This window comes from Nereida sp., assembly GCF_965655635.1.
Taxonomy (GTDB): Bacteria; Pseudomonadota; Alphaproteobacteria; order Rhodobacterales; family Rhodobacteraceae; genus Nereida.
This window is the reverse complement of sequence record NZ_CBFHHE010000008.1, coordinates 13,221-39,617: the sequence shown is the minus strand read 5'-3', so window position 1 is coordinate 39,617 and position 26,397 is coordinate 13,221. Positions and strand designations below refer to the sequence as shown.

At 54.2% G+C, this 26,397-nt stretch carries 27 protein-coding genes and 1 tRNA gene; 14 read left to right on the top strand and 14 right to left on the bottom strand.

Annotation, left to right across the window (positions count from 1 at the left end):
* Positions 1-40: 40 nt before the first annotated feature.
* The gene (locus ACTF5M_RS04235; RefSeq protein WP_218151592.1) at positions 41-130 is read right to left on the bottom strand and encodes an isopropylmalate isomerase; all 90 of its coding nucleotides are present in this window, start codon (positions 128-130) and stop codon (positions 41-43) included.
* An 80-nt stretch (positions 131-210) separates the two neighbouring features.
* On the opposite strand from ACTF5M_RS04235, the gene ACTF5M_RS04230 reads away from it, so the two are divergent.
* From ACTF5M_RS04230 to rlmH, 3 genes are all read left to right on the top strand, one after another.
* Positions 211-1,617, top strand: a complete 1,407-nt coding sequence (locus ACTF5M_RS04230; RefSeq protein ID WP_438959835.1) for a mechanosensitive ion channel family protein — start codon at positions 211-213, stop codon at positions 1,615-1,617.
* 174 nt (positions 1,618-1,791) lie between these two features.
* Entirely contained in the window at positions 1,792-2,196 is a 405-nt protein-coding gene (gene rsfS, locus ACTF5M_RS04225; protein WP_048598465.1) for a ribosome silencing factor, read from the top strand.
* 9 nt (positions 2,197-2,205) lie between these two features.
* A complete protein-coding gene (rlmH, locus tag ACTF5M_RS04220) occupies positions 2,206-2,676 on the top strand; it encodes a 23S rRNA (pseudouridine(1915)-N(3))-methyltransferase RlmH (protein ID WP_438959834.1) in 471 nt (156 codons plus the stop codon).
* 61 nt (positions 2,677-2,737) lie between these two features.
* Here rlmH and ACTF5M_RS04215 read toward each other — a convergent pair whose 3' ends face one another.
* The gene (locus ACTF5M_RS04215; RefSeq protein WP_438959885.1) at positions 2,738-3,727 is read right to left on the bottom strand and encodes an asparaginase; all 990 of its coding nucleotides are present in this window, start codon (positions 3,725-3,727) and stop codon (positions 2,738-2,740) included.
* A gap of 177 nt (positions 3,728-3,904) precedes the next feature.
* Between ACTF5M_RS04215 and ACTF5M_RS04210 the strand changes: the two genes are divergently transcribed.
* Complete coding sequence (locus ACTF5M_RS04210) at positions 3,905-4,426, top strand: invasion associated locus B family protein (RefSeq protein ID WP_438959833.1); 522 nt, start codon at positions 3,905-3,907, stop codon at positions 4,424-4,426.
* 119 nt (positions 4,427-4,545) lie between these two features.
* Positions 4,546-5,730 carry a 23S rRNA (adenine(2503)-C(2))-methyltransferase RlmN gene (gene rlmN, locus ACTF5M_RS04205; RefSeq protein WP_438959832.1) on the top strand — a complete coding sequence of 395 codons (1,185 nt, stop codon included), beginning with the start codon at positions 4,546-4,548 and terminating at the stop codon, positions 5,728-5,730.
* 1 nt (position 5,731) lies between these two features.
* Here rlmN and ACTF5M_RS04200 read toward each other — a convergent pair whose 3' ends face one another.
* Together ACTF5M_RS04200 and ACTF5M_RS04195 are read right to left on the bottom strand one after the other, a co-directional pair.
* Complete coding sequence (locus ACTF5M_RS04200; RefSeq protein WP_438959831.1) at positions 5,732-8,935, bottom strand: 2Fe-2S iron-sulfur cluster-binding protein; 3,204 nt, start codon at positions 8,933-8,935, stop codon at positions 5,732-5,734.
* A gap of 127 nt (positions 8,936-9,062) precedes the next feature.
* Positions 9,063-9,138, bottom strand: a tRNA-Lys gene (locus tag ACTF5M_RS04195).
* 97 nt (positions 9,139-9,235) lie between these two features.
* Here ACTF5M_RS04195 and dapF point away from each other — a divergent pair.
* The 7 genes from dapF (at position 9,236) to aroC (ending at position 16,087) form a co-directional block, all read left to right on the top strand.
* Positions 9,236-10,057: a diaminopimelate epimerase gene (dapF, locus tag ACTF5M_RS04190; RefSeq protein WP_438959830.1), complete on the top strand. Its 822-nt coding sequence runs from the start codon at positions 9,236-9,238 to the stop codon at positions 10,055-10,057.
* Positions 10,054-11,307: a tRNA (N(6)-L-threonylcarbamoyladenosine(37)-C(2))-methylthiotransferase MtaB gene (gene mtaB, locus ACTF5M_RS04185; RefSeq protein ID WP_438959829.1), complete on the top strand. Its 1,254-nt coding sequence runs from the start codon at positions 10,054-10,056 to the stop codon at positions 11,305-11,307. The genes dapF and mtaB overlap by 4 nt, the downstream gene beginning before the upstream one ends.
* Complete coding sequence (locus ACTF5M_RS04180; RefSeq protein WP_438959828.1) at positions 11,304-11,933, top strand: glutathione S-transferase; 630 nt, start codon at positions 11,304-11,306, stop codon at positions 11,931-11,933. The genes mtaB and ACTF5M_RS04180 overlap by 4 nt, the downstream gene beginning before the upstream one ends.
* A gap of 197 nt (positions 11,934-12,130) precedes the next feature.
* Positions 12,131-12,694 carry a ubiquinol-cytochrome c reductase iron-sulfur subunit gene (petA, locus tag ACTF5M_RS04175; RefSeq protein ID WP_438959827.1) on the top strand — a complete coding sequence of 188 codons (564 nt, stop codon included), beginning with the start codon at positions 12,131-12,133 and terminating at the stop codon, positions 12,692-12,694.
* A 12-nt stretch (positions 12,695-12,706) separates the two neighbouring features.
* Positions 12,707-14,050 carry a cytochrome b gene (locus ACTF5M_RS04170; protein ID WP_438959826.1) on the top strand — a complete coding sequence of 448 codons (1,344 nt, stop codon included), beginning with the start codon at positions 12,707-12,709 and terminating at the stop codon, positions 14,048-14,050.
* Between the two features lie 14 nt (positions 14,051-14,064).
* Positions 14,065-14,859 carry a cytochrome c1 gene (locus tag ACTF5M_RS04165; RefSeq protein ID WP_438959825.1) on the top strand — a complete coding sequence of 265 codons (795 nt, stop codon included), beginning with the start codon at positions 14,065-14,067 and terminating at the stop codon, positions 14,857-14,859.
* A 124-nt stretch (positions 14,860-14,983) separates the two neighbouring features.
* Entirely contained in the window at positions 14,984-16,087 is a 1,104-nt protein-coding gene (aroC, locus tag ACTF5M_RS04160; protein WP_438959824.1) for a chorismate synthase, read from the top strand.
* Positions 16,088-16,093: 6 nt separating this feature from the next.
* On the opposite strand, the gene ACTF5M_RS04155 is transcribed toward aroC, so the two are convergent.
* The 4 genes from ACTF5M_RS04155 to ACTF5M_RS04140 all read right to left on the bottom strand — a co-directional run bounded on the left by ACTF5M_RS04155 (position 16,094) and on the right by ACTF5M_RS04140 (position 19,332).
* Complete coding sequence (locus tag ACTF5M_RS04155; protein ID WP_438959823.1) at positions 16,094-16,486, bottom strand: thioredoxin family protein; 393 nt, start codon at positions 16,484-16,486, stop codon at positions 16,094-16,096.
* Positions 16,487-16,501: 15 nt separating this feature from the next.
* A complete protein-coding gene (locus ACTF5M_RS04150; RefSeq protein ID WP_438959822.1) occupies positions 16,502-17,365 on the bottom strand; it encodes a DMT family transporter in 864 nt (287 codons plus the stop codon).
* A 90-nt stretch (positions 17,366-17,455) separates the two neighbouring features.
* Positions 17,456-17,743 carry an HU family DNA-binding protein gene (locus ACTF5M_RS04145; RefSeq protein ID WP_048598478.1) on the bottom strand — a complete coding sequence of 96 codons (288 nt, stop codon included), beginning with the start codon at positions 17,741-17,743 and terminating at the stop codon, positions 17,456-17,458.
* Positions 17,744-17,865: 122 nt separating this feature from the next.
* Positions 17,866-19,332: an AMP nucleosidase gene (locus tag ACTF5M_RS04140; RefSeq protein ID WP_438959884.1), complete on the bottom strand. Its 1,467-nt coding sequence runs from the start codon at positions 19,330-19,332 to the stop codon at positions 17,866-17,868.
* Positions 19,333-19,493: 161 nt separating this feature from the next.
* Here ACTF5M_RS04140 and ACTF5M_RS04135 point away from each other — a divergent pair, with 161 nt between their 5' ends.
* Positions 19,494-20,363 (top strand): SDR family oxidoreductase, encoded by an 870-nt coding sequence (locus ACTF5M_RS04135; protein WP_438959821.1) that lies wholly within the window; start codon positions 19,494-19,496, stop codon positions 20,361-20,363.
* Between the two features lie 46 nt (positions 20,364-20,409).
* Positions 20,410-21,171 carry an ion transporter gene (locus ACTF5M_RS04130; protein ID WP_438959820.1) on the top strand — a complete coding sequence of 254 codons (762 nt, stop codon included), beginning with the start codon at positions 20,410-20,412 and terminating at the stop codon, positions 21,169-21,171.
* On the opposite strand, the gene dxs is transcribed toward ACTF5M_RS04130, so the two are convergent.
* From dxs to ACTF5M_RS04100, 6 genes are read right to left on the bottom strand one after another with little or no spacing between them, the layout of a single operon-like run.
* Complete coding sequence (gene dxs / locus ACTF5M_RS04125; protein ID WP_438959819.1) at positions 21,168-23,096, bottom strand: 1-deoxy-D-xylulose-5-phosphate synthase; 1,929 nt, start codon at positions 23,094-23,096, stop codon at positions 21,168-21,170. The genes ACTF5M_RS04130 and dxs overlap by 4 nt on opposite strands.
* A gap of 11 nt (positions 23,097-23,107) precedes the next feature.
* On the bottom strand, positions 23,108-23,971 hold the full coding sequence (locus tag ACTF5M_RS04120; RefSeq protein ID WP_438959818.1) for a polyprenyl synthetase family protein: 864 nt from the start codon (positions 23,969-23,971) through the stop codon (positions 23,108-23,110).
* A complete protein-coding gene (locus ACTF5M_RS04115; protein WP_438959817.1) occupies positions 23,972-24,214 on the bottom strand; it encodes an exodeoxyribonuclease VII small subunit in 243 nt (80 codons plus the stop codon).
* On the bottom strand, positions 24,211-25,137 hold the full coding sequence (locus tag ACTF5M_RS04110; protein WP_438959816.1) for a histone deacetylase family protein: 927 nt from the start codon (positions 25,135-25,137) through the stop codon (positions 24,211-24,213). The genes ACTF5M_RS04115 and ACTF5M_RS04110 overlap by 4 nt, the downstream gene beginning before the upstream one ends.
* A 40-nt stretch (positions 25,138-25,177) precedes the next feature.
* Positions 25,178-25,888, bottom strand: a complete 711-nt coding sequence (locus tag ACTF5M_RS04105) for a response regulator (RefSeq protein WP_438959815.1) — start codon at positions 25,886-25,888, stop codon at positions 25,178-25,180.
* Positions 25,888-26,391, bottom strand: coding sequence for a MarR family winged helix-turn-helix transcriptional regulator (locus ACTF5M_RS04100; RefSeq protein ID WP_438959814.1), 504 nt, complete (start codon positions 26,389-26,391; stop codon positions 25,888-25,890). The genes ACTF5M_RS04105 and ACTF5M_RS04100 overlap by 1 nt, the downstream gene beginning before the upstream one ends.
* Positions 26,392-26,397: the final 6 nt, after the last annotated feature.

The window sequence follows — 26,397 nt, the reverse complement described above, 5'->3', positions numbered from 1 at the left end:
GTGAAGAATAGAAGGTGGATAGAGAATTGAGGGCTAGCGCCTAGTGTAGTCGCGCAAGCACAGTCATGGACGCGCCGTAAAAGCGTTCGCGCAGGCGGGCTCGGTCTTCCATGATGTATCGTTGTTCCATAGCGCTCAGATACAGAGAATCGGCCCTTCTCGCAAGAAGTTAGGCTTGAGATATCTGTATGCGTGGCGCAAACTCACCCCATGGCAGGACATATTGGTGAGACGCGGAGCGATTGGGGCCCAGACCCCGAGACGGCAACAGCCGCCCCTGACGCGTTTCAACCCGCAACGATCGAAGTCATAACAGACACCGCGACGGGCATTTTGCGCCAAGCCGAAATTTTCGCCCAAGGGCTGCTGCGCCCCTCAAGTCTTGTGCAGATCGCAGTTGTCGTTGTTCTGCTGATTATTGCCGAAGTATTGCGGCGGCTGATTAAACCCAGAATGCAGGCGTGGGTGCGCGGCAAGCAGGGTATTCCCAAGTGGCAATTAAGGTGGTTTTTGGTGATCCAGAACCGTCTGCGCGGCATCATGTTTGTGCCCCTTGCCTACGGCGCTGTGGCGATCATGCAGGATCTCTACCGCTTTCCATCAAAATATTACCTGTTGGTTATTGTTGCCAACCTTGCCACGGCTTGGCTGATCGTGGCGTTTGCCACACGGCTTATTCACAACAACCTCTTGCGGCGCGTGGTGAATTGGGCGGCTTGGACGTGGATCACTTTGCGCATCGTCGGGCTGGATAGCGAAATCCAACAGATGCTGGAAAGCGCGCGCATTGGCCTTGGCGAAAGCACCATCAGCGTCTGGCAGATTTTGCAGGGTCTAACCCTGTTGGCGCTGCTCTTTGTTGGCGCGCGCTTTCTGACCCGAACGACCACAACGCGGGTAAACAGCAACGAGGAAATGTCGCCTTCAATGCGGGTGTTGGTGGTAAAGGCCACGCAGGTTGCCCTGTACGGTGCGGCGTTTTTCATTGGGATGCGGGCAGTTGGAATTGATCTGACCGGGCTGGCAGTGCTGTCTGGTGCTATTGGTTTGGGGCTTGGTTTTGGGCTTCAAAAAGTGGTCTCGAACCTTGTGTCCGGCGTGATCATCTTGCTGGATAAGTCCATCAAACCAGGCGACGTGATCAGCCTTGGCGACACATTTGGTTGGATCAACAGCCTTGGCGCGCGGTACGTCAGCGTCGTGACACGCAACGGCAAGGAATACCTCATCCCAAATGAGGATCTTATCACCGGCCAAGTGGTGAATTGGTCTCACTCGAATGATTATGTGCGTCTCGATATTTATTTTGGCACCGCCTATCACGATGACCCCCACAACGTCCGCACCCTTGCGATTGAAGCCGCCAAAAGCGTGGACCGCGTCCTTAGCAGCCCGCGTGCACCAGTCTGTCATATTGTTGGTTTTGGAGATTCGTCCGTTGACTATATCCTGCGGTTTTGGATCAAAGACCCCACAGGCGGGCTGACAAACGTGCGCGGACAAGTCTTTTTGGCCCTGTGGGACACCTTCAAAGCCAATGATATCTCTATTCCGTTCCCGCAAAGGGAGGTAAAGATGATAGAAGGGTCACAGTTAAGCACCAATGCGCTCGACTAGGCGACAGACCGTCACGTTTGTGTTTACATCCTGATTATTGAGATTTAGCAGGCCCGATGCTACTTTGGTGGCAGGCCCAGCGTCGGGGCTTTGGCGACGCGTATAAAGGAGGACAATGTTCTGTCTCTTTCTACAGATGCGGCCCATACGGGTGCCGCAGGTGCAGGTGCCCCGATGAGCACTAAACCCGATACCGCCAAAAGCGATGCGCTGCTGGTGACTATCCTTAAATCCCTCGATGACATGAAGGCCGAAGACGTTGTGCAAATTGATCTGCGCGGCATGTCTGAGATGGGTGATTACATGATCATCTGCTCGGGGCGTTCAAGCCGTCAGGTTGCTGCGATCGCGCAAAACCTTGTGACCGACGTAAAAGCCGCTCACCGTCGCAACGCCAAGCTGGAAGGCAAAAGCGCAGGCGATTGGGTGTTGGTCGACACCGGTGACATCATTGTGCATGTGTTCCGCCCCGAAGTGCGCGAGTTCTACCAGCTTGAAAAGATGTGGCTTAGCCCAGAAGAACAAGCAGAACGCGGCATGCCAACAGGTCCGTCCACACACGATCCATCCGCCGAATAGCACCGCCCGATGACGCGCGTGCACCTATGCGTTGTGGGCCGGCTGCGTGCTGGCCCTGAACGCGACATGATCCAAGACTATGTTGACCGCTTTGACAAAACAGGGCGCAACATGGGGCTTGGACCGATCACCATCACCGAAGTCGATGCAAAAGGTGCCGGTCAACAGACCGAGCATGAGTTGCTGTCGCGTGCGTTGCCCAAAGGGGCCGTGTGCTGCGTTCTGGATGAGCGCGGCAAAGTGATGAGCTCGCCTCAGTTTGCCGAAAAGCTATCGGGCTGGCGCGATCAAGGGGCACAAGACATTGCCTTTATCATCGGTGGTGCCGATGGGTTACTGCCCGAAATGCGCGCCAGTGCTGACGCAAAGCTTAGCTTTGGCGCGATGGTTTGGCCCCATATGCTGGCACGGGTGATGTTGTGCGAACAACTTTACCGCGCCGCATCAATTTTGGCAGGCAGCCCCTATCACCGCGCCTGACATGGTGGGCTTTCGCGCCGGCGTCAGTTTGCCAGTCTTTGATCAATTTTCAGCGCCACTATTAAATGGGGAACCCGTCAACTGTGCGCAGCTCACCTGTTTTGGTGCCACGCCAGTTCATAATGTCACCCCCGATACGGCGCAGCGCGGCGGGATGTGCGGGATCAAGGTGACCAAGGTGGATAAGTAAGGTCGCGATCATCGCCTCTGCAGCGCGGGTTGTGCCACAGGTTGCTTTCACTGCAATGCCCATCTTGGTCTCGGGGATAATGGCGATGAACACGCCTTCTGCACCCGTTTTGATCATTACTTTGCCGCCCATGGCGCGCATCAATTCGGTGCAGGCGCGACCCTCACCCGCGACTAATTCGGGATGCAGAGCCATCGCTTCGCGCAGCGAGACCATAACGCGGCCGCGGCTATTGCCTTCGGTCGCAGATGCAAATGTCGCCATACCACGCGCAAGACCGTGCATCGTGGTGGCAAAGTTAGGGGCAGAGCACCCATCGATCCCAAAAGTAGGGGAGGCAACTTCCGTCACTTCTTCAAACGCACCTTTGCAGGCCTGCTGCACAGGATGATCAAGCAACTCGTAATCCGCATCCCCGCGTAGATGTTTATTCAACAGCAAGAACCCCGCGTGTTTACCAGAGCAATTGTTGTGCACTTGGCACGGGCTTGCATCTGTTTTGATCAGGCGCGCGGCCTCTGGTTTGTCGGCGGGGTGTTGTTGGCCGCAACGCAGATCGTCATCGCCCAAATCCATTTCTGATAGCCATGCCTGAACACGCTCCACATGGATGGCCGCACCATTGTGGCTGGCACATAAAAGTGCGCGTTGTTCAGTGGTCAGATGCTCCGCTGCACCGCTTTCCAAAAGCGGAAGTGCTTGGATCATTTTGCATGAAGAACGCGGGAATATCACCGCATCAGGATCGCCCCATGCCTGCACGATATCGCCTTTTTCGTCGCAAACCACCGCATGCCCCGTGTGCAGGCTTTCGAGCAAATCGTTGCGCCAAAGCGCGATCATGGGGTGAGGAGCCATCAGTTAAGACCTTTTTGGGGCGGTTTTCCGCGTAAATGCTGGGCACAAGGGGTTTTCCCATTGGCTGGTTTCAGGCTAATGTTGCACCATCGAGTTGAAAACCCGCCAATTGCGATGACCCAAGAAAAATCTGGGCCGCAGCGGTGGATCCACAGGCAAAACAGCTTGGAGGCTGTGAACATGATTTCGAAATTGACGACTGCATGCGCGGTGCTGGCCCTTTCGGTTACAGCGAGTTTTGCGCAGGAATCGAGTAACCAAGTGGCGGCCAAAACGGACTGGAGCGTCTTTGTTGAAAGCAACCCGACTGAATGTTGGGCAGTCTCGGCCCCTAAAGAAACGGTAAACACCAAGGATGGCCGCGTCGTTGCGGTGCGCCGTGGTGACATCTTGTTGTTCACATTCTTCCGCCCCGGCGCGTCTGTGAAAAACCAGCTGACCTTCACGGGCGGTTATCCTTTCGCAAACGGATCGACTGTTTCCATGAAGATCGGTTCTGCGTCATTTGATCTGTTTACTGACGGCGAGTGGGCATGGCCCGCAACACCCGAGGATGACGCTAAGATCGTGACAGCCATGAAGCGCGGCGCGACTGCGACGCTTACGGCCCGTTCATCACGCGGCACGATCACCAAAGATACCTTCAGCTTGTCTGGCTACACCGCCGCAGTTGATGACGCCGCAAAGCGCTGCGCAGGCTGATCCCATAATCGCCCATGTGGACTTTGAAACAAAGGACTGGTGCGCGCACTGGTCCTTTTGCGTTTTGACAGGCAGTGCCGTATGAGATGCGTCATATTCCAATTCGGAGATTCCCCAGCATGGCCAATGCACCCGTTACGCCAGATGTATTGACGATCCCGCGCAAGCAAGTGGACGGGCCAGTTAACCTGATCGGACTGACACGCTCTGCGTTGCGCGAAGCACTAATCGAGGCGGGTGCGCCCGAAAAGCAGGCCAGAATGCGAGCAGGCCAGATTTGGCAGTGGCTCTATCAATGGGGGGTGCGCGACTTTGATGCGATGACAAACCTGTCCAAAGCATACCGTGCCGAACTTGCAGAGAATTTCATAATTGAGATCCCCGAAGTTGTATCAAAACAAGTAAGCAGCGACGGCACCCGCAAGTGGTTGGTACGTATCGCTGGCGGCCACGAAGTTGAGGTGGTTTATATCCCCGAAACAGATCGCGGCACCTTGTGCATCAGCTCGCAGGTTGGCTGCACGCTGACGTGTTCATTCTGTCACACGGGTACGCAAAAGCTTGTCCGTAACCTGACCGCGGGTGAAATCATCGGCCAAGTTATGATGGCGCGGGACGATCTGGAAGAATGGCCAACACCGGGTGAAAAGCATGTTGAAGGGCGATTGCTGTCGAACATCGTTCTGATGGGCATGGGTGAGCCGCTTTACAACTTTGAGAACGTCCGCGACGCGATGAAGATTGCGATGGACCCAGAGGGCATCCAGCTGTCACGCCGCCGTATCACTTTGTCGACCAGCGGTGTGGTACCCGAGATTGCCCGCACCGCCCAAGAAATTGGTTGTCAGTTGGCGGTGTCTTTCCACGCCACCACAGACCCCATCCGTGATACCCTTGTACCGATTAACAAGCGGTGGAACATCAAGGCGCTTTTGGATGCGTTGCGCGCCTATCCAAAGGCAAGCAACTCTGAACGGATTACGTTTGAATATGTGATGCTTAAGGGCGTGAACGACAGTGACGAAGATGCGCATCGCTTGGTAAAATTGATCGAGGGCATCCCGGCTAAGATCAACTTGATCCCGTTCAACGAATGGCCAGGCGCACCTTATGAACGCTCGTCGAACAACCGCATTCGTGCGTTCGCAGATATTGTTTACAACGCAGGCTACTCAAGCCCAGTGCGCAAACCGCGCGGCGAAGACATCATGGCAGCATGTGGTCAGCTAAAGTCCACGACCGAGCGCGAGCGTAAATCACGCAAGCAAATTGAGGCCGAAGCAGGCATGGCCGCGCAGGATTGATCTAAAGATCAACCTCTAGCACCCCATCTTTTTCAGCAGCGCGCGACTGGCACAAAATGATTGTGTCTGCGCGCTGTGCTTTTGACAGCACAAAATCACGGTGCTCAACATCACCGCTTTTCACACTGCATTTACACACGCCACAAATCCCATCCGAGCATTTTACATCCACGCGGATACCGTTTTCATTAAGAACATCCGCCGCCGTTTTATCTTTGGGCACCTCAAGCGTACGCCCGTCATTTAGCTTAATGCCAAACGGCTCATTCACGTAATCAGGCTGCTCTGGCACAATGAAATACTCCAGATGTCGCGCTTCTTCTGGAAAGCCCCGCGCCGCAGCAGATTGAATGACAGACTTCATGTAAGCCTCACCGCCACAGGTATAGATGTGCATACCCTGCTGATAGGCGGGTATGCTTTCATCCAGATTAACCCGCGTACCTTCGTCAGTGATGTGTAGATGTACATGGCTGGCCCATGGCGCATTTGCCAGATCATCCAGATACCCCATCGAAGCGCGCGTGCGGCCAGAGTAGTGCAACGCAAACGGACGGCCTTCGGCATGTAATTCATGGGCCATTGCGATCATCGGCGTAATGCCAATCCCGCCACCAAACAAAAGCGTGGTATGTTCTGTCTGCTCAAGGGCAAAGTGGTTGATGGGGGGCGATACAAAGACCCTGCGGCCTTCTTCAAAAATGCGGTGCATCAACTTAGATCCCCCGCGGCCATCATCCTCGCGTAGCACACCGATTTGATAGGTGGTCCTGTCAGCGGGATTACCGGACATGGAATACTGGCGAAGATATTCTGGGGATACCAACACGTCCAAATGCGCACCCGCCTGCCACGCAGGAAGGGGCGCGCCGTCTGCGGCAGTGAATTCATATTTCGTAATATCGGCCGTCATCTTTTCGACTTTTGAGATGCGCATCTCAATCACAGGGCTGTCCCCATCGGCGGTGTAGGTGTGCGCAACCTCGGCCACTTCGCCGCCCGCCAGCTTGGCCTTATAGGCGTCTGCGGTGATCATATCGCGGTAGGCTTTAATCCCGGCTTCTCGGTCCATCTCAAAAGGGTACGGATAGGGGTGCGGCGCAAGGTTGGCCGGATAAACCGCAAGGGTTTGGTCTTCGTATCTCAGATCAAGATCCTTTTGCAGATCGCGCGCATTGACAGGTTTATCCGTAGGTCGGTAGCCGCCATCCTCAGTAATTTCGAGATCCCACCACCACTTTTTGACGCTGTTCAAACCGCCATTACCAACCGCATCATCAAGCTTTGCCAGTAACGGTGCTGCTTTTGGCACATTCATCGCAGCCCACCGAAAGGGCTTTTCCTTGAAGACCCCCTCAAGGTTCCACGGGCAAGTTTTCATACAGCGACCACACATCGCGCCACCTGGTGTTGTAACACGGTATGTTGTGCATTTCTGGCTATCAGATTTCCAAATCTCATAGCCATTGAACATCAGCTTTGGTCCTGCGGTGATCGCCCCGCTTGGACACTCACGCGCACATTTGTTGCACGCGTTACAAAAGTTCTGCAGCCCGAAATCAATCGGCTTGTCGTGACTAAGCGGCAGGTCTGTGGTCACCACACCAGATTTCAGGCGCGGCCCCAAAAAGGGGTTAAGGATGACTTCACCAATGCGGCTGACCTCGCCCAACCCTGCCAAAAGCAACAGCGGCGGCTGCAATACCTCACCGTCCATCACTGTGTGGGCCTTGGCGGAATAGCCAAGATTACGGATTTGTTTAGCCAACACACCGCCCAACAAAGAGAACCGCAAATATGCGCGCATGGATTGCGCAACCGCGATCCAATCATCCCCCGACGACCCCTCCATCGACGGATAGCCCTGATCAACAATCATCGAAATTGCCTGATCATGGGTAGGCGTGATCGGTGTACCCGTTGCATCGTGCGAATACCACGTCCAATCAGGGCAGCGCGAAATGCCAACAGCGTCGACGCCCAAAAAGTAGCTGGTGGCTTTTACCAAATTGGCGGCCTCAGTCGGGCTTAGCTGCGCTTTTTCCGCCGCTGGCACACCGTCTTGCAATAGAACAAACGCCCCAAGCGCACGGCGCTGCGCCGATGACGGAGCAGATTTTCGCACATACAAGCCACCCGTAGAGGCCTTTTGCAGCGGCTTGCCCATATCGCCGAACTGCGCACGCGCAAACATGTCTGTGCGCTTTGGAACGCGCGCCACCCGCGCCTCGTCAATGTAAGTTGTGGGGTCATCTACACGTTTAAGTGTCTCGAACGCATGCGCCCCATCCACAAAGCGCCGCTTGGCAAAAGGCGCCGCGTTCAATGCATTTTTCGCTGATTTTGTGCCAAGTTTCCAACGGATGCCAAACGCACTTTTGGGTTGCTCAGCCAACGGGACAAGCGGGCGATCGGCCGCAAGATCAAGCGAGGTTGTCACAACAGCCAGACCAAACCGCGTACCAACGTAAGGATGGGTCAGCGCACCATTTTCAACAGTTGTAAGGCCAGCGCTGACCGAAAGACGGCCAAGGTCCACATCACTGGTGCTGGCCGTATGCGCGCGCGCCGAATACCCCAAAACGCGTAAGTAATTGGCAATGACAGTCGCAGACTCAGACGCCAGCAAAGCCGCGCGGTGGGCATAGGCACCCTCGATCCATTTTGTACCAATTTCATCCGGTAAAATATCCCGCGGATTTTCGTACAAAAATACAATGGCGTGGGTGTGATCATCAATTGAGGTCACAGGCGCTTGGACCGAGTCTTTCAGATCGGCCATAATCATATCAATGCCTGATGCCAGCGATTTGGTTTGCCGCGTTTGCAGGTCATGGGCCAAACGGTCGATGTCAGGGTTGCGAAACGGCGCCTCGAGGCGATCCGTATCCATGATGCGGCAAATACCGACAGCGGCTGCATCGTTGAAAAAGCCAAAGGCCTTAAGATGGTCCGCGCGCTCTTGAATATCCGATGGGATATCGCTTTGCCCACGGTTAATCAGCCCGTCACGGATGGCATCTAGCATTGCTTGATGTTCGCGCATGGCATTGATGACAGAATGTGGCTTATCAGACGTGAACGTCAGTTGGGTCTGCTTTGGAACGCCGCGCAACATCGGCTGCTCGCCCCGCGCCAAAAGCTCTGAGGGGTATGGCCCCATATGAATGGGACGCGTTTTGTCAGAGAAGAAGCGAACAGTCATAAAGCTGTGATCCAAAGGTTGTTTGGAACAGTGGTAGCAGCATTATGTGACGAAGTGGAATGCCTTGCGGCGGCATCCGGTGCCTCGCGTGTTCACGCATCACTCTCATGGTAGAAGTGAGAGAAAATGGTGAGCCCTACAGGGTTCGAACCTGTGACCTACTGATTAAAAGTCAGCCGCTCTACCAGCTGAGCTAAGGGCCCACACAAGGCGCTTGTCTAGAAAGACACTCCAATGGGGTCAACCCCGTTTTTTCAGAATCTCTTTCCCTTTTATTATGAAATCCCTATATCCGCTCAAATGACCAAAAATACTGATCATATGCCCGTCAATTTTATGAAAATGCACGGTGCCGGAAACGATTTTGTCGTGATCGACAGTCGTAATGGTGGTCCTGTGGTGTCTGCAAAGCTGGTTGCGGCCATCGCTGACAGGAATCGCGGCGTGGGATTCGACCAACTGGCCGTCATCGAGGACGGGCTGCGTCTGACGTTTTACAACTCGGACGGATCCACATCGGGGGCGTGTGGAAATGCGACCCGCTGTATCGCTGAGCGCGAAATGGCAATGACGGGCGTGACAGAGCTTGCGCTTCACACGGGCCGCGGCGCACTTCAGGCAGTGATGGTTGAAGGTGAAACATGGATCAACATGGGCCAGCCGCAACTTGAGTGGCACGACGTGCCGCTTGCCGAGCCACTGGATACCCTATCACTTCCGATTGATGGCAGCCCTGCGGCGACTGGCATGGGCAACCCGCATTGCACTTTCTTTGTGGATGATGCCGAGGCAGTTGATCTGACGTCTTTTGGTCATAAGCACGAGCACCATCCGCTTTACCCCGAACGGACCAATGTCCAAGTCGCTCATGTTTTGGGTCCTGACCATCTGCGGATGCGCGTATGGGAGCGCGGCGCAGGTATCACGCTGGCCTCTGGTTCGTCTTCCTGCGCCACTGCTGTTGCTGCGCATCGTCGCGGATTGACCGGACGCAAAGTGCAAATTGATTTGGATGGCGGTACGTTAGTGATTGATTGGCGTGATGATGGCGTTTGGATGACCGGCCCGACAGCCCATGTTTTTGACGGTGTTCTAACAGCCGATTGGTTGGCGGGCTTATGAGCGCACCTATTTTCTCAAACCACGGATGCCGCCTGAACGCCTATGAGACCGCGGCGATGAAAGAGCTGGCCCAAGGCGCTGGCCTAAATGATGGAGTCATCATCAACACCTGCGCTGTGACCGCCGAGGCTGTGCGCAAAGCGCGCAAAGACATCCGTAAGCTTCGTCGTGAAAACCCCGACGCCAAGGTTATCGTGACCGGTTGCGCCGCACAAATTGACCCCGACAGTTTCGCCCAAATGGATGAGGTCGACGCAGTTATCGGCAACACTGAGAAAATGGACGCCGGCACATGGTCAGGGCTTGCGGCGGACTTTGTCGGTAAGGTTGAGCCCGTTCAAGTTGACGACATTATGTCTGTTACGGAAACCGCAGGGCATTTGATTGACGGCTTTGGCACACGCAGCCGCGCCTATGTGCAGGTCCAGAACGGATGCGATCACCGCTGCACATTTTGCATCATCCCTTACGGTCGGGGCAATTCACGATCCGTAGCAGCAGGCGTGGTGGTTGAGCAGATCAAGCGGCTTGTGGGCCGCGGATATAACGAGGTCGTTCTGACTGGTGTTGATCTGACCTCATGGGGTGCGGATTTGCCGATGGCACCCAAACTGGGTGACTTGGTGATCCGCATCTTGAAATTGGTGCCTGACCTGCCCCGCCTACGTATTTCAAGCATTGATAGTATTGAGGTCGACGACGCCCTGATGGAAGCCATCGCCACACAGCCGCGCCTGATGCCACATCTGCACCTTTCGCTGCAGGCGGGGGATGATCTGATCCTCAAGCGAATGAAGCGGCGGCACCTACGCGGTGACGCGATCGCGTTCTGCCAAGAAGCGCGAAAGCTACGCCCTGACATGACTTTTGGCGCAGACATCATTGCAGGTTTTCCGACCGAGACCGAAGAGATGTTTGAGAATTCTTTGAAGCTGGTTGAGGAATGTGATCTGACGTGGCTGCATGTCTTTCCCTATTCACCACGCCCCGGGACGCCTGCTGCGCGCATGCCTGCGGTGCAAGGTGGCGCAATCAAAGACCGTGCAGCACGGCTGCGGGCCGCTGGTGATGCGCAGGTCAACGCGCATTTAGCCCAGCAAGTGGGCCAGACCCACAACGTGCTGATGGAAAACCCACGGATGGGGCGCACGGAGCAATTCACCGAAGTGCATTTTGAAACAGATCAGCCAGAAAGCCAGATCGTGCAGGCGGTGATCACAGGGCACACGGCAACACATCTGGTTGCATGACACCTGTACTGTATTCATTCAGGCGCTGCCCCTACGCGATGCGCGCACGCTTGGCGATTACGCTGTCGCAAACCCGCGTTGAGCTACGCGAAATCATCTTACGCGATAAGCCGGCGGCAATGCTTACTGCATCCCCCAAAGGCACAGTTCCCGTTTTGATGATTGGCGATGAGGTGATTGAAGAAAGCCTTGATGTAATGAAGTGGGCGTTGGCAGATCATCCGCTTGGTGCATTGTCAGGCGAGGATGCCGAGTTAATCGCCCTGAATGACGGGCCATTCAAATCCGCCCTTGATCGCACGAAATACGCAACGCGCTTTCCGGGCACCGACCCAAACGCCGAGCGTGAAAAAGCCTGCACATTTATTGCAACGCTTGAGGCGCGCCTGTCAGGACCTTGGCTTGGCGGTCATACAGCATCGCTGGCCGATTACGCCATTCTCCCGTTCATTCGCCAATTTGCAAACACGGACGCGACATGGTTCGCCGAGCAGCCCTACCCATGCGTTCAAAAATGGCTAGGTGATTTTTTGGCGTCGCCTCTGTTTCAATCGATCATGAACAAATACGAGCGATGGGACGAGCTAAACCCTTCAGAGCCCGTTTATTTCCCTTCAAATCCGTAAACACATGCAAAAAATAGGTATGTTTGTGCGACATACTGGAGCAGTTTGGCGGGCAGACTTCAATGTGTGCTGGACGGATTGCAATCCGCGTTCTAAATACCGTGTCGATAGCGGCTGCAGGATTCCCTGTGGCCTGTTCATATTTGATCGACCCATTCGGCCGATCCGCCTAATGGAAACAAGGGGAGAACACGATCGTGTCTCACGCAGAAAATACGCAAGGCACCCGCCGCGACTTCATCTACTACGCCACCGCTGGCGCAGGTGCTGTGGTTACCGGCGCTGCCGTTTGGCCACTGGTCAACCAGATGAACCCAAGTGCTGACGTTTTGGCATTGGCATCCATCCGCGTGGATGTGGCCGATGTTGAGCCCGGCACGCAAATTACTGTTCTTTGGCAAGGTAAGCCTGTGTTTATCCGCCGCCGTAACCCAGAAGAAATCGCCGAAGCGCGCGCGGTTGATCTTGGTGCTCTGCCGGATGCGAACGCTGACAACGCGAACATTGCTGCGGATGCGGATGCGTCCGATGAGAACCGTTCTCTTGATGAAAACGGCGAGTGGTTGGTTATGATGGGCGTTTGTACCCACCTTGGTTGTGTGCCTCTTGGCGACGGTGCTGGTGAATTTAACGGCTGGTTCTGCCCATGCCACGGTTCACACTACGACACCGCAGGCCGTATCCGTAAGGGTCCAGCGCCACGCAACTTGCCCGTTCCAACGGCATCGTTTGTCGACGAAACAACAATCCAACTCGGTTAAGGGAGATACCATATGTCTGGAATTCCACACGACCACTATGAACCAAAGTCAGACGGCCAGAAATGGCTGCACAAGCGCCTTCCCATTGTAGGCCTGCTTTATGACACACTTATGCTTCCCACACCAAAGAACCTTAACTGGATGTGGATCTGGGGTATCGTTCTGACGTTTACTCTGGCACTTCAAATCATCACCGGCATCGTGCTGGTTATGCACTATGTACCGCACGTTGATATGGCGTTTGCGTCTGTTGAGCACATCATGCGTGACGTGAACGGCGGCCATATGATCCGCTATTTCCACATGAACGGTGCGTCGCTGTTCTTTGTCGCTGTATATGCCCACATTTTCCGTGGCCTATACTATGGCTCGTACAAAGCGCCACGTGAGGTGACATGGATCATCGGCATGCTGATCTACCTGTTGATGATGGGTACAGCATTCATGGGTTACGTTCTCCCTTGGGGCCAGATGTCGTTCCACGGTACAGCGGTTATCACTGGCCTATTCGGTGCGATCCCGTTTGTTGGTGAAAGCATTCAAACATGGTTGCTTGGTGCATCCGCTGTTGGCCAGCCTGCGCTGAACCGTTTCTTCAGCCTGCACTATCTCATGCCGTTTATCATTGCCGGTCTGGTGATCGTTCACATTTGGGCGTTCCACACAACTGGCAACAACAACCCAACTGGTGTTGAAGTACGTCGCACATCCAAAGAGGAAGCAGAGCGGGACACACTCCCCTTCTGGCCATACTTTGTGATCAAAGACTTGTTCGCATTGGCAATCGTGCTGGTAGTGTTCATGGCAGTTGTTGGCTTTATGCCAAACTACCTTGGCCACCCAGACAACTACATCGAAGCGAACGCGCTGGTGACACCTGCGCACATCGTTCCCGAGTGGTACTTCTTGCCATTCTACGCAATCCTACGCGCCTTCACAGCGGAAGTATGGGTTGTGCAGTTGGCTGATTTCGTAACATTCGGCATTGTTGATGCGAAGTTCTTCGGCGTTCTAGCTATGTTTGGTGCGATTGCTGTGATGGCATTGGCACCATGGTTGGACACATCATCAGTTCGCTCTGGCCGCTACCGCCCAATGTTCAAATGGTGGTTTGGCCTTCTGGTTGTCGACTTCTTCGTGCTGATGTGGGTGGGCGCACGCCCGGCTGAGTTCCCATACGATCTCATCTCGCTTATCGCGTCGACCTACTGGTTCGCTTACTTCCTCGTCATTCTGCCGTTGCTTGGAATCATTGAGAAACCGATGACACCGCCAACAACAATCGAAGACGACTTCAATGCCCACTACGGCAAAAAAGATGGCGCTGCGGATGCAGTAGCCACACCAGCCGAGTGAGAAAGGACTACCCAATGTTGAAGAAACTCGCCCTTACCACAGCAGTTGCCCTCGGCCTTTCGGCCGGCGGCGCGCTTGCTGCTGGTGGATCAGACGCAAAAATTGAAAACTACGCGTTTTCATTTGAAGGTCTGACAGGCTCGTTCGACCAGAACCAACTTCAGCGCGGCCTTCAGGTTTACACTGAGATCTGCGCAGCGTGTCACGGTTTGAAATACGTCTCATTCCGTAACTTGTCTGACGACGGTGGCCCTGCACTTCCTGAAGATCAGGTCTTTGCGTACGCCGAAGAATATGAAGTCTTTGATGCCGCCATCGATGATTTCCGTTCTGCGACGCCTGCCGACAAATTCCCAGCATCCGCACTGGCTAACGCACCTGACTTGTCTTTGATGGCAAAAGCGCGCGCTGGCTTCCACGGCCCTGCGGGTACAGGCATCAGCCAGCTTATCAACGGCATGGGCGGGCCAGAGTACATTGCGTCACTCTTGGCCGGCTACACCGGTGAGGAAAAAGAAGAAGCGGGCACCATCCTTTATGAAAACACTGCCTTCCCAGGCGGCTGGATTTCAATGGCGCCCCCACTTTACGGTGATGATGTTGAATTTACAGACGAAGATGCATCAACCGAGTTGGAAGACATCGCTCAGGACGTGTCTGCGTTCTTGATGTGGACAGCTGAGCCCAAAATGATGGCGCGCAAGCAAGCAGGTCTTACCGGCCTGATCTTCTTGTCTGTGCTTTCAGTTCTGCTTTACCTCACAAACAAGCGTTTGTGGGCGGCAGCAAAGGGTAAAAAATCTGCATAAGCCTATCAATTAGGTTTTACGAATTTAACGCCCCGTCCACTGTGATGGGGTGTTTTTCTTTGGGCTACACTTGAGGCCGAGCCACCCGCGCTTTATGCAATCTCAAAAGGGGAGTGCACCACCGATGAGCATGAACAGCTTTGGACATTTGTTCCGCGTGACAACTTGGGGCGAGAGCCACGGCCCTGCTTTGGGTACTACCGTTGACGGCTGCCCTCCCCAAGTGCCTGTAACGCCGGAAATGCTTCAACACTGGTTAGACAGGCGCAAACCGGGTCAGAACAAAAACACGACACAACGCCAAGAGCCGGACGCAGTAGAAATTCTATCTGGCGTCTTTGAAGGCCAAACAACCGGTACGCCAATCCAACTAATGATCCGCAACACGGATCAACGGTCGCGCGATTATGGCGATATCGTTGAGAAGTTCCGCCCCGGCCATGCAGACATTACCTATTGGCAAAAATACGGCATCCGCGATTACCGTGGGGGTGGCCGATCAAGTGCGCGTGAGACCGCGTCACGCGTTGCTGCGGGTGGTGTCGCGCGTGAGGCGATTAAGGCGATGGCCCCTGCTATGTCTGTGACGGGCTACATGGTTCAGATGGGCGAGATGAAAATCGATCGCGCAAAGTTTGACTGGGATGTGATCGGACAAAACGACTTTTGGTGCCCTGATGCGGATGCCGCAAAAGAATGGGAAGACTATCTGACGTGGTTGCGTAAAGACGATCACAACAGCGTCGGAGCAATCATTGAAGTCGTTGCACGCAATGTTCCCGCTGGCCTTGGTGCACCTGTTTACGGCAAACTTGATACAGATTTGGCCGCTGCAATGATGTCGATCAACGCGGTCAAGGGCGTCGAAATTGGTGAGGGGATGGCTGCCGCCGCACTTACCGGACGCGACAATGCTGACGAGATTTTCATGGGGCCGAACGGCCCAGAGTATTCAAGCAACCATGCCGGTGGTATCCTTGGCGGCATCAGCACAGGTCAGGATGTCGTGGTACGTTTCGCCGTTAAGCCGACTTCGTCCATATTATCGCCGCGCAAAACAATTACCAAAGCCGGTGAAGAAACCGAGATCATCACCAAGGGCCGTCACGACCCATGTGTTGGCATCCGTGCGGTTCCTGTCGGCGAAGCCATGATGGCCTGTGTGATGCTGGATCATATGCTGCTGCACCGCGGCCAAACCGGCGGCAATCGCGGCACAATTGACTAACTCAGACTAATCAAGCGACAGTTCCAACAGGTCCTTTATAGCGCTGTCGTTCATAACTGCGCCCTCAACGCGGCCAAGCTCACGGCTTCCACGCAACAGCAAAAGTGTGCCGTTTTGTGTTACCCGTCGCTTTTTGGCCATGCCAGATTCACCGTAGGTATCGTAGTCCACAACAATGTAGGTGATCGCCGCGCGTAACGCTGGATTTTGCTCTTTGAGCGTATCAATAATGGACGCGTGCCGCGCACATGCGATACACCAATCGGTCCGAAAATCGAGCAACACAGTTGCGCCTTGCGACAGTTTATCTCGGTCAAGGCGAGGCTGATATTCAAGACCCCGCGCCTGCACGACAGATGCGACCAAACACAAACCTAACGCCATCCACAAAACTTTCATACTCGGAACCCTCTACTAAGTTTGCTTTGACACCTGCACCGCAAAAATTCCTGCGGCGATAATGGCAACGCCAAGAACGTCGATCAACCCTATCTGTTCCCCAAGCAAAATTGCTGCCAATGCGACACCAAAAAATGGGTTAAGAAAATGGAAAGTCGCGGCGCGCACTGCACCAATCCGGCTGACCAAGACGAACCAAATTACCGTCGCCGCCAAACCAGGGACAAGGGTCGTATATATAAATGCGCTGGCAAGAAGCGGGGTGATCGTGACATTCCACGTCTCAAAAAGTAGCGCGGGCACAATAAGCGCGGCAGAGCCTACAAGCATCTGAAGCCCCACAATCATCAGGACCTGCCCATTGGAAACCGCGTTACGGACCGATAGCGTCGCAACTGTCAGCGACGCCACGCCCAGCACACATAGCAAAACACCCCACGGATCAAGCCCGCCTTGCAGCCGTGGCACCATAATAACCAGAACACCAGCGAGGCCCGTGACCAGCCCAAGCAGCGCAACAATAGGCAGACGCTGGCGCAAAAATACCCAGCCAACCAAAGCGACCAAAAGAGGCATGGTAGACGCGATGATCGCTGCAATAGACGCTTGAACCGTTTGCATTGCGATAAAATTCAGACCCAAATACAGGGCGTTCTGACATAATCCAAAAACAACGGTCGCGCGCCACTGCGCTTTAGTCAGCCGCCAGCTTTGTTTGAACAGCAATGCAATGCCAACAGCGACCGTTCCAGAAATGAAGAAGCGTAACGACAGCGCCATGAGAGGCGGCGCCTCAAGAACAATAATACGTGCAGATGCAAACGCTGATGACCACATCAAGGCAAACGACAGCCCCAGAAAAACCGAACGTAGATCCACGCTGCTACACTCCTGACGCAATAGGGCCGAAAACAAAAAAGGGGCCGCATCATGGCGACCCCTCTATTCACGATAAAGTCTGTGGTCGACTTAGCCGTTAACGCTGTCTTTCAGCGCTTTAGCGATTGTCATTTTGACAACTTTATCCGCATCTTTTTTCAGCATTTCGCCAGTAGCTGGGTTGCGCACCATACGCTCTGGACGCTCGCGGCAATAGATTTTGCCAACGCCTGGAAGGGTCACAGCGCCACCAGCACTTACTTCGCGTGTAATAAGCGAAACAACCGCTTCAAGCGCGCCGCCAGCAGATTTCTTGTCTACGCCCATTTCCTCAGCAAGTGCTGCTACGAGTTGGGTCTTTGTCATTGGTTTCGCCATTTTACAGGTCTCCTCATTCCGCCCGATCTTGGGCCTCATGGGCATAATCTAACGGTATATAGTGTCCCCACACAACTCTTTGTGATTGGAAAAACCGCAAAAACCGCCTTTTTTCGCCACTTTTACAAGAATGCGGTCTCTTCAAAGCTCCGGAGCTTGCGTGAATGGATGCGCTCAAGAGGCATATCGCGCAAGTATTCCATCGCGCGAATACCAATCATGAGGTGCCGCGCGACCTGAGTTGTGTAGAAATCAGAGGCCATTCCTGGCAATTTCAACTCTCCGTGCAGCGGTTTATCCGAAACGCACAGCAACGTTCCATACGGCACACGGAAGCGGAAACCATTCGCGGCAATTGTTGCACTTTCCATATCAAGTGCCACTGCTCGCGACTGCGAAAGGCGCTGAACTGGACCCTCTTGATCGCGCAGTTCCCAGTTACGGTTATCAAGGCTGGCAACCGTTCCTGTGCGCATGATTTGTTTTAGGTCATAGCCTTCGAGCTTCGTGACCTGCGCCACAGCTTTTTCCAGCGCGATCTGAATTTCGGCCAGCGGTGGAATGGGCACCCAAACAGGCAAATCATCATCCAGAACTTTGTCTTCGCGCAGATAAGCATGGGCCAGTACAAAATCACCTAAGGCTTGGGAATTTCGCAAACCCGCACAGTGACCAACCATAAGCCACGCATGCGGGCGCAGCACTGCGATATGATCCGTGGCCGTTTTTGCGTTTGACGGGCCGACCCCAATATTGACCAAAGTAATCCCACCGCCACCGGCGCGCTTAAGATGGTACGTTGGCATCTGGGGCAGCTTTGCAGGCGGGGTGCAGGCCATATCCGGGTCCGTAATCACGTCATTACCAGGACCAACAAATGCGGTATAACCACTTGCAGGTTCGCGCAGCATTTCGCGTGCGTAGGCTTCAAACTCCTCGACGTAAAACTGGTAGTTCGTGAACAGGACATGGTTCTGAAAATGACCGGGGTCCGTAGCCGTGTAATGAGAAAGCCGGGCCAGCGAATAGTCCACCCGTTGCGCAGTAAAAGGCGCAACGGGCATTGCCCCATCTTCATAAGTAAAGCCTAGGCCGTTTACGATATCATCGTTGGTTGTCGACAAATCTGGAACATCGAAAACATCACGCAGAGTAAACTTAACCGCCCCGTCTTGGGGGACATTCAGCCCACCTTTGTTAGCGACAGCAAAGTGGACGGGCATTGGCGTTTGGGACGTTCCAATTTCAACCTCGCCACCATGATTGGTCAGCAAAAGATCGATCTGCTGTTCAAGGTAGCTGGCAAACAAGTCAGGCCGCGTCACTGTCGTCGCGTAGATACCCGGACTTGGTACGTGACCAAACGACAGACGGCTGTCCGTCTGCGCAAAGCTTGTGGAATGCAGTCTGATTTCTGGGTAGAAGGCGCGGAACCGTTGGGTAGGGCTTTCGCCAGTCAGACTGGCTTCGAAATGGGCGCACAGAAATTCCACTGCTTCATCATAAAGCGCCCGAAGTCGAACCACCGCCTCAGCCGCGTTTTTGAAATGCTGTGGCGCACCTTGTTCGGGCGAACAAACCGGTAGCATTCTGGTAGGGTCAATCATCACTGGTCCGCCTGTTCTCATTTGTTATACCGTGCAAACCGTTGCACCCGAACTTAGCAACATCAACCAGATTTTCGCGTGTCGCTTAACGTGCCCTGTCCTGCTAACTTTCGGACCATTGCGGTAGATCAAGGAGTTTTCACATGACGACCCTACTTTCATTTGGACATGGATTTTCCGCACGCGCCCTAAGTCGAATTTTGCCTAGTGACTGGACCGTTTACGGCACCACACGCACCGAAGAAAAAGCAGCAGTTTTGCGCGCTCAAGGGATCAAGCCGGTTATATGGCCCGGCGAGACGCTTGATACCGCTTTGAGAGAGGCGACACATCTCCTGATCAGTGCAGGCCCGTCCGAGCAGGGCGATCCGGTTTTGAACAGCCTCAAAGACGAAATTACGACGCTAGCACCACGCCTTAAGTGGGCTGGCTACTTATCGACCACAGGTGTTTATGGCGACCATCGAGGAGACTGGGTGGATGAAAATACGGCGTTAACCCCCGCTACCAAGCGCGGGCAACTGCGCGTCACTGCCGAAGCAGAGTGGCAGAGCATCCCTAACCTACCGCTTCATATCTTTCGGCTGGCCGGCATTTATGGGCCCGGTCGCGGCCCTTTTGCCAAGGTCCGCAACAGAACTGCGCGGCGGATCATCAAACAAGGTCAGGTGTTCAGCAGAATTCACGTAGAAGATATTGCGCAGGTGTTATGGGCATCAATCACGCGCCCAAACGTTGGTGCGGTGTACAACCTGTGCGACAATGATCCCGCACCACCCGAAGACGTTATTGAATACGCAGCGCAATTGCTTGGCGCACCAGTTCCACCTGCAATCGACTACGAAACAGCAGAGATGACCCCAATGGCGCGCAGCTTTTACGCTGAGTCCAAGAAAGTCTCAAACGAGCGGATCAAAACGGAGCTGGGCGTTGAACTGAAATACCCAGATTACAAAACCGGCCTACAGGCGCTGTTGAAGTTAGAGCAGGACAGCGTTGAGCGCCCATTGTAAGCGCCGCATAAGCACACATATTACGTCCAACCAAAGGACCATAATCATGCACCAGTTGACTGTATTTCTTGAGCGCCCACTGACACGCAACATCATCATGGGCGTTATCATTTTCAACGCAATCTTGTTGGGAATGGAAACGTCAAACGGGTTGATGCAAAACTATGGGACGCTGATCACAACGCTCGATAGCGCGTGTTTAGCCGTATTCGTAATTGAGTTGCTGGTAAAGCTGGTAGCCTATCGCGGTCGATTTTTTCGATCGGGCTGGAACTGGTTCGACTTCATTATTGTGGGCATTTCCCTCGTCCCTGCAGCGCAGGGGCTTAGCGTTTTGCGGGCCATGCGCATCCTGCGGGTGCTGCGCGTCATCACTGTGGCTCCATCGTTGCGGCGGGTCGTCGAAGGTTTTGTGAACGCGCTACCTGGCATGGGCAGTGTCTTTTTGTTGATGGCGCTGATCTTCTATATCAGCGCAGTTATGGCGACCAAGCTCTTCGCCTCTGCGTTTCCGGAATGGTTCGGAAGCTTATGGCTTTCGCTTTATTCACTGTTTCAAATCATGACGCTGGAAAGCTGGTCAATGGGCATCGTGCGCCCTGTGATGGAGGTCTATCCCTATGCTTGGCTCTTCTTTGTGCCGTTCATCATGGTCACCACATTCGCCGTGGTGAACTTAATCGTAGGTCTGGTTGTGAACTCGATGCAAGAAGCGCACGCAGAAGAAACGAACGCTGTCACAGACGCCTACCGCGATGAAGTTTTGGAGCGGTTAAAATCAATCGAAGAGCAATTAGGCAAACGCTAAGCGCGTTTGCTATCAAGCTTCGCAACCCCAAGAACATCGAGAACTTTTGCCTCAATGTCTGCTGCATTAAGGCCAGCCATCGCATACATATCTTCGGGGCTGGACTGATCGATAAACGTATCAGGCAACACCATCGAGCGGAACTTCAGGCCAGTGTCAAAAACGGCCTCATTCGCCAAAAGCTGCGCCACGTGTGATCCGAAACCACCAACAGCACCTTCTTCAATGGTAATCAGCGCCTCGTGCTTTTCCGCCAAATCCAAGATCAATGTGCGATCAAGGGGCTTGGCAAAACGGGCGTCAGCGACTGTTGGGGTTATACCGCGGGCCGCGAGCGCTTCACACGCTGCCTCTACTTCCGCCAAACGGGTGCCAAAAGACAAAATGGCAACGCGTGCGCCCTCACGGATCATACGACCTTTACCAATTTCAAGCGCTTCGCCGCGTTCAGGAAGCTGAACCCCTACACCCTCGCCCCGCGGAAAACGGAAAGCGATAGGGCCGTCATCATAAGCCGCAGCTGTGGCAACCATATGCACCAACTCTGCCTCATCAGCGGCCGCCATAACAACAAAGTCAGGAAGGTTGCTCAGATAAGCAACATCAAACGCACCCGCGTGCGTTGCCCCGTCCGCACCCACAAGCCCGGCGCGATCAATCGCAAAACGGACAGGTAGGCGCTGAATGGCAACATCATGAACGACTTGATCATAGCCGCGCTGTAGGAACGTTGAATACATCGCGCAAAACGGCTTCATGCCGCCCGCCGCAAGAGCCGCGGAAAACGTAACCCCATGTTGCTCGGCAATGCCCACATCAAAGCACCGGCTTGGGTAGCGTTCAGCGAATAAGTTTAACCCAGTCCCATCGGGCATCGCGGCGGTTACGGCGCAAACTTTATCATCGCGGCTGGCTTCATCAAGAAGGGTTTGCGCGAATACCTTGGTGTAGCTTGGCGCATTGCTGGGTGCCTTTTTCTGCTCACCTGTCACAACGTTGAACTTGGAGACACCGTGCCCTTTGTCACGCGCCTGCTCAGCCGGAGCATAGCCTTTACCTTTTTTCGTAATGCAGTGGATCAAGATTGGGCCAGTCGCGCGATCATGGACAGTTCGCAACACTGGCAAAAGCTGATCTAGATCGTGACCATCGATTGGGCCAACATAGGAAAAGCCCAACTGTTCAAACAATGTGCCGCCCACAGTCATGTGTTTCAGCATATCTTTCGCCCGCTTCGCCCCTTCGCGGAAAGGTTCCGGCAGCAAACTTACTGCACCCTTTGCGGCGGACTTAAACTCCTGAAACGGCGCGCCCGCGTAAAGCTGGCTTAGGTAAGAAGACAGTGCGCCAACGGGCGGCGCGATCGACATCTCATTGTCATTCAACACAACGATCATGCGTTTTTTCAGATGGCCCGCGTTGTTCATCGCTTCAAATGCCATGCCCGCTGACATGGAGCCGTCACCAATGACAGCAATCGCATCGCCGTTTCCTTCGGGTGGGGCGCCCCCCAAATCACGAGCGACCGCAAAGCCAAGTGCAGCAGAAATAGACGTGGAACTATGGGCAGCACCGAAGGGGTCAAACGGGGATTCACTGCGTTTTGTGAAACCGCTCAGCCCGTCTTTTTGGCGCAATGTACGGATGCGGTCACGACGTCCAGTCAAGACTTTGTGGGGGTAGCATTGATGACCAACGTCCCAGATGATCTTATCTTTCGGGGTATCAAAAACAGCGTGAAGCGCCACCGTCAACTCGACAACACCAAGGCCAGCGCCAAGGTGACCGCCCGTGACCGATACTGCGCTAATCACCTCAGACCGGACATCATCAGCAAGCTGGTGCAGTTCTGCATCGCTAAGGCTTTTCATATCTGCAGGTGTGCTAACGCGGTCCAAAACCGGTGTGTGTGATCTTTCAGACATGATCGTTATCCTTAATGGCCACGAGTAATCACAAAACGTGCCGCTTGCTTTAGCGTATCGGCATCGTCGCCGAAACCCGCAAGGGCGTCGCAGGCTTCATCAATCAGACTAGATGCGCGAGCTTTTGCCCCCTCAAGTCCTAGCAATGAGACAAATGTCGCTTTACCTGCGCTTTGATCTTTGCCAACGGCCTTACCAACCGTCGCCGCATCGCCTGTGACATCCAACACGTCATCAGCAATCTGGAACGCAAGACCAAGTCGATCTCCATAGGTTTGCAGGGCATCTGTTGAAGCTTCTGACATGACGGCGCCAGCCATCGCAGACCATTCAATCAGTGCGCCAGTTTTGCCTTTTTGCAATGCAATGATTTGGTCCAAGGTCAGCGGAATTTGTGCTGTCTCGGCGGCAATGTCTGCAGCCTGCCCTCCGACCATCCCATTAATTCCACTGGCACGTGCAAGGCTTAGGGACAAATCCAATCGCGCTTGTAGACTACACTCAGTCCGGGCGATCAACTCAAACGCCAAAGTCTGCAAGGCGTCACCAGTCAAAACAGCTGTCGCTTCATCCCACTTCACGTGAACAGTCGGGTTGCCCCGGCGTAAATCATCGTCGTCCATGCAGGGTAAGTCATCATGCACCAAAGAATAAGCATGCAAACATTCAATCGCTGCTGCAGCGTTTCTCGCCTCCTTAGGACCAATTGCGTGAAGGCGTGCGCTTTCCAAAACCAAAAAGGCGCGCAATGCTTTGCCACCACGTGTCGCATAAATCATTGGCTCCGCGATAGCGCTTGCGCAGCCCTTCAACGCATCAGCAATACAGGCCTCAGATACTTTTGCCGCATCGCCTAGCGCCGCCTGAAAGCTCATTTATTCGGCGTCCAACGGAGTCGTACCAACAGCAGCGCTATCTGCGCTTAACGTAAGCTTGGCCACTTTTTCTTCAGCGGCGTTCAGCTTCGCTTCGCAATGTTCTTTTAGTTTTGCCCCGCGCTCATACAGCGCGATGGATGCCTCAAGCTCAACAGAACCGCTGTCCAATTGGGTCACCACACGCTCCAATTCGGCAATTGCCTGCTCGAAGCTCATCTCTGCTACTGGTGTCTCGCTCATTGTCCGCGCTCCATTAATACTTCAACATGCGCCTTCGCCGACGTGGCCAAAGCACCAAGATCATAACCGCCCTCGAGGGTCGAGACCACCCGCCCGCCACAATATTCATCGGCGATATCACACAGCTGATGCGTCACCCATGCAAAATCATTCTCAGATAGATCCATACCAGCAAGCGGATCAGCACTGTGTGCGTCAAACCCTGCTGAAGTTAACAACAACTCGGGCTTAAAGCGCTTTAGCATCGGCAAGACTTGTTCCGTTATAGCTTGCTTAAAAATAGCAGAGCCAGCGCCCCCCGGAAGCGGGACGTTCAAAACGTTATTGTAAGCGCCCGTTTCATGGGCATGACCCGTCCCTGGGTAAAGCGGCATTTGGTGGGTTGAGCAGAATAGAATGCGCGGATCACTCTCGACCAAGTCCTGTGTGCCGTTGCCGTGATGCACATCAAAATCAACAATTGCCACACGGCTTAGGCCGTGATGGTCCAGCGCATGTTTAGCTGCAATGGCGACCGAACCGAACAGACAAAACCCCATTGGTGTTTCGCGTTCTGCGTGGTGACCAGGTGGGCGGACCGCAGCAAATGCATTCTGAACATCGCCCGCCAAAACCATATCGACAGCCTTAACATTTGCACCCGCAGCCCGCAGTGCCGCACCAAGCGAGCCGACGGACATATGCGTGTCAGCATCAAGAGAGGTCCAGCCGCTGTCAGGTGCAGATTGTCGAATGGCGCTGACATGAGATTTGGGATGCGCGCGCAACAAATCGTCATCGGCCGCAAACGGAGCAGGTACCCGCACCAAATCAAGACCATCCAACGCACTCAGCACCGCATCAAGCCGCGCAACTTGTTCGGGGTGGCCCGGAGGCGTGACATGCTCGAGGCATTCGGGGTGGGTGATCAATGCAGTGGCCATGATCGCTCCTCCATTTTTTGGTGTTTCGAATGAGCGTAAGTTAGTCTGGTGCTAACATGTAACCGGCACCGCGCACAGTTTGTAGATACCGCGGTTGTTTTGGATCGGCCTCAATCTTGCGACGCAACCGCGTGATTTGCACATCAACTGCACGCTCTTGGGCCTTGCCGCCGTCTTTGCCACTGTCACGACCAAGATCTTCGACCAGTTTGATACGGCTGATCGGCTCGGAAGGCTGCGCGCTAAAAATTTTCATCAACTGAACCTCGGTCGCTGTTAGGCGGACCACCTCATCGCCACGACGCAACTCGACACGGTCAATATCATAACGGCAAGGTCCAAGGTGCAACACTTTTGGCAAGCTATCCGACATCGTATCCGAAGGAATCCGCCGTAAGATCGCGTTTATCCGCAACAACAGCTCTTTAGGCTCAAACGGCTTTGCCAAGTAGTCATCCGCGCCAGCTTCCAGACCCGCGATGCGGTCGTCCGTTTCGCCTTTGGCTGTCAACAATAGAATTGGCGTCTGTAGCGTCTCGCGCAAATTCCGTGTGAGACTAATGCCATCTTCGCCCGGCATCATGATGTCCAGCACGATCAGATCAAACTCAAGCCCCGCCAACACACGACGTGCGTGTGCGGCATCGCGGGCCGCACTGACCAAAAAGCCGTTCTTCATCAGAAACTTTTGGAGCAGCCCACGAATACGCTCGTCATCATCAACAATCAGAAGGTGGGCTTCGTTTTCCATTACTCAGTCTCTTTCAACTTATCAAAATACCGACGCATTTCTGTGTCCATCATCGCCTCTAACACCGTTCGAAACCCCTGCACCGCTTCTGGACCGGCCGCGCGGTATGCACTGCGCACCCGCGCCGTTTGCACCTCCGACAGCTCTGTCTCTAAGGCGTGACCAGCAGGCGTCAGATACAAATGACGCTCACGTTTATCTTGGGTTCCGACCTTACTTTCAACAAGACCATCATCGATCAAACTACGCAAGACACGGTTCAGCGACTGTTTTGTTACGCCCAAAATCCCCAACAGGTTGTTAACAGTCGTTCCGGGCGAGCGGTGGATAAAGTGAACTGCGCGGTGATGCGCGCGGCCGTATCCTTTTTCAGACAACACACGATCCGGATCTGCTGTAAAGCCACGGTAGGCAAAGAACATTGCCTCAATACCTTTGCGAAGCTGTTCATCCGTCAAAAACAGCAGGTTCGGGCCGCGCATTTCATTCCGGTTATCTTGCATATTTCT

What these genes read in the sequence shown, in the direction of transcription:
- ACTF5M_RS04145 (WP_048598478.1), bottom strand. Translation starts at nt 17,743, where the DNA reads ATGGCGAAACCAATGACAAAGACCCAACTCGTAGCAGCACTTGCTGAG.
- ACTF5M_RS04230 (WP_438959835.1), top strand. Translation starts at nt 211, where the DNA reads ATGGCAGGACATATTGGTGAGACGCGGAGCGATTGGGGCCCAGACCCC.
- ACTF5M_RS04115 (WP_438959817.1), bottom strand. Translation starts at nt 24,214, where the DNA reads ATGAGCGAGACACCAGTAGCAGAGATGAGCTTCGAGCAGGCAATTGCC.
- ACTF5M_RS04135 (WP_438959821.1), top strand. Translation starts at nt 19,494, where the DNA reads ATGACGACCCTACTTTCATTTGGACATGGATTTTCCGCACGCGCCCTA.
- ACTF5M_RS04105 (WP_438959815.1), bottom strand. Translation starts at nt 25,888, where the DNA reads ATGGAAAACGAAGCCCACCTTCTGATTGTTGATGATGACGAGCGTATT.
- mtaB (WP_438959829.1), top strand. Translation starts at nt 10,054, where the DNA reads ATGAGCGCACCTATTTTCTCAAACCACGGATGCCGCCTGAACGCCTAT.
- ACTF5M_RS04140 (WP_438959884.1), bottom strand. Translation starts at nt 19,332, where the DNA reads ATGCTACCGGTTTGTTCGCCCGAACAAGGTGCGCCACAGCATTTCAAA.
- rsfS (WP_048598465.1), top strand. Translation starts at nt 1,792, where the DNA reads ATGAGCACTAAACCCGATACCGCCAAAAGCGATGCGCTGCTGGTGACT.
- dapF (WP_438959830.1), top strand. Translation starts at nt 9,236, where the DNA reads ATGACCAAAAATACTGATCATATGCCCGTCAATTTTATGAAAATGCAC.
- rlmH (WP_438959834.1), top strand. Translation starts at nt 2,206, where the DNA reads ATGACGCGCGTGCACCTATGCGTTGTGGGCCGGCTGCGTGCTGGCCCT.
- ACTF5M_RS04100 (WP_438959814.1), bottom strand. Translation starts at nt 26,391, where the DNA reads ATGCAAGATAACCGGAATGAAATGCGCGGCCCGAACCTGCTGTTTTTG.
- ACTF5M_RS04210 (WP_438959833.1), top strand. Translation starts at nt 3,905, where the DNA reads ATGATTTCGAAATTGACGACTGCATGCGCGGTGCTGGCCCTTTCGGTT.
- ACTF5M_RS04110 (WP_438959816.1), bottom strand. Translation starts at nt 25,137, where the DNA reads ATGGCCACTGCATTGATCACCCACCCCGAATGCCTCGAGCATGTCACG.
- aroC (WP_438959824.1), top strand. Translation starts at nt 14,984, where the DNA reads ATGAGCATGAACAGCTTTGGACATTTGTTCCGCGTGACAACTTGGGGC.
- ACTF5M_RS04180 (WP_438959828.1), top strand. Translation starts at nt 11,304, where the DNA reads ATGACACCTGTACTGTATTCATTCAGGCGCTGCCCCTACGCGATGCGC.
- ACTF5M_RS04155 (WP_438959823.1), bottom strand. Translation starts at nt 16,486, where the DNA reads ATGAAAGTTTTGTGGATGGCGTTAGGTTTGTGTTTGGTCGCATCTGTC.
- ACTF5M_RS04130 (WP_438959820.1), top strand. Translation starts at nt 20,410, where the DNA reads ATGCACCAGTTGACTGTATTTCTTGAGCGCCCACTGACACGCAACATC.
- ACTF5M_RS04120 (WP_438959818.1), bottom strand. Translation starts at nt 23,971, where the DNA reads ATGAGCTTTCAGGCGGCGCTAGGCGATGCGGCAAAAGTATCTGAGGCC.
- ACTF5M_RS04165 (WP_438959825.1), top strand. Translation starts at nt 14,065, where the DNA reads ATGTTGAAGAAACTCGCCCTTACCACAGCAGTTGCCCTCGGCCTTTCG.
- ACTF5M_RS04170 (WP_438959826.1), top strand. Translation starts at nt 12,707, where the DNA reads ATGTCTGGAATTCCACACGACCACTATGAACCAAAGTCAGACGGCCAG.
- ACTF5M_RS04235 (WP_218151592.1), bottom strand. Translation starts at nt 130, where the DNA reads ATGGAACAACGATACATCATGGAAGACCGAGCCCGCCTGCGCGAACGC.
- dxs (WP_438959819.1), bottom strand. Translation starts at nt 23,096, where the DNA reads ATGTCTGAAAGATCACACACACCGGTTTTGGACCGCGTTAGCACACCT.
- rlmN (WP_438959832.1), top strand. Translation starts at nt 4,546, where the DNA reads ATGGCCAATGCACCCGTTACGCCAGATGTATTGACGATCCCGCGCAAG.
- ACTF5M_RS04200 (WP_438959831.1), bottom strand. Translation starts at nt 8,935, where the DNA reads ATGACTGTTCGCTTCTTCTCTGACAAAACGCGTCCCATTCATATGGGG.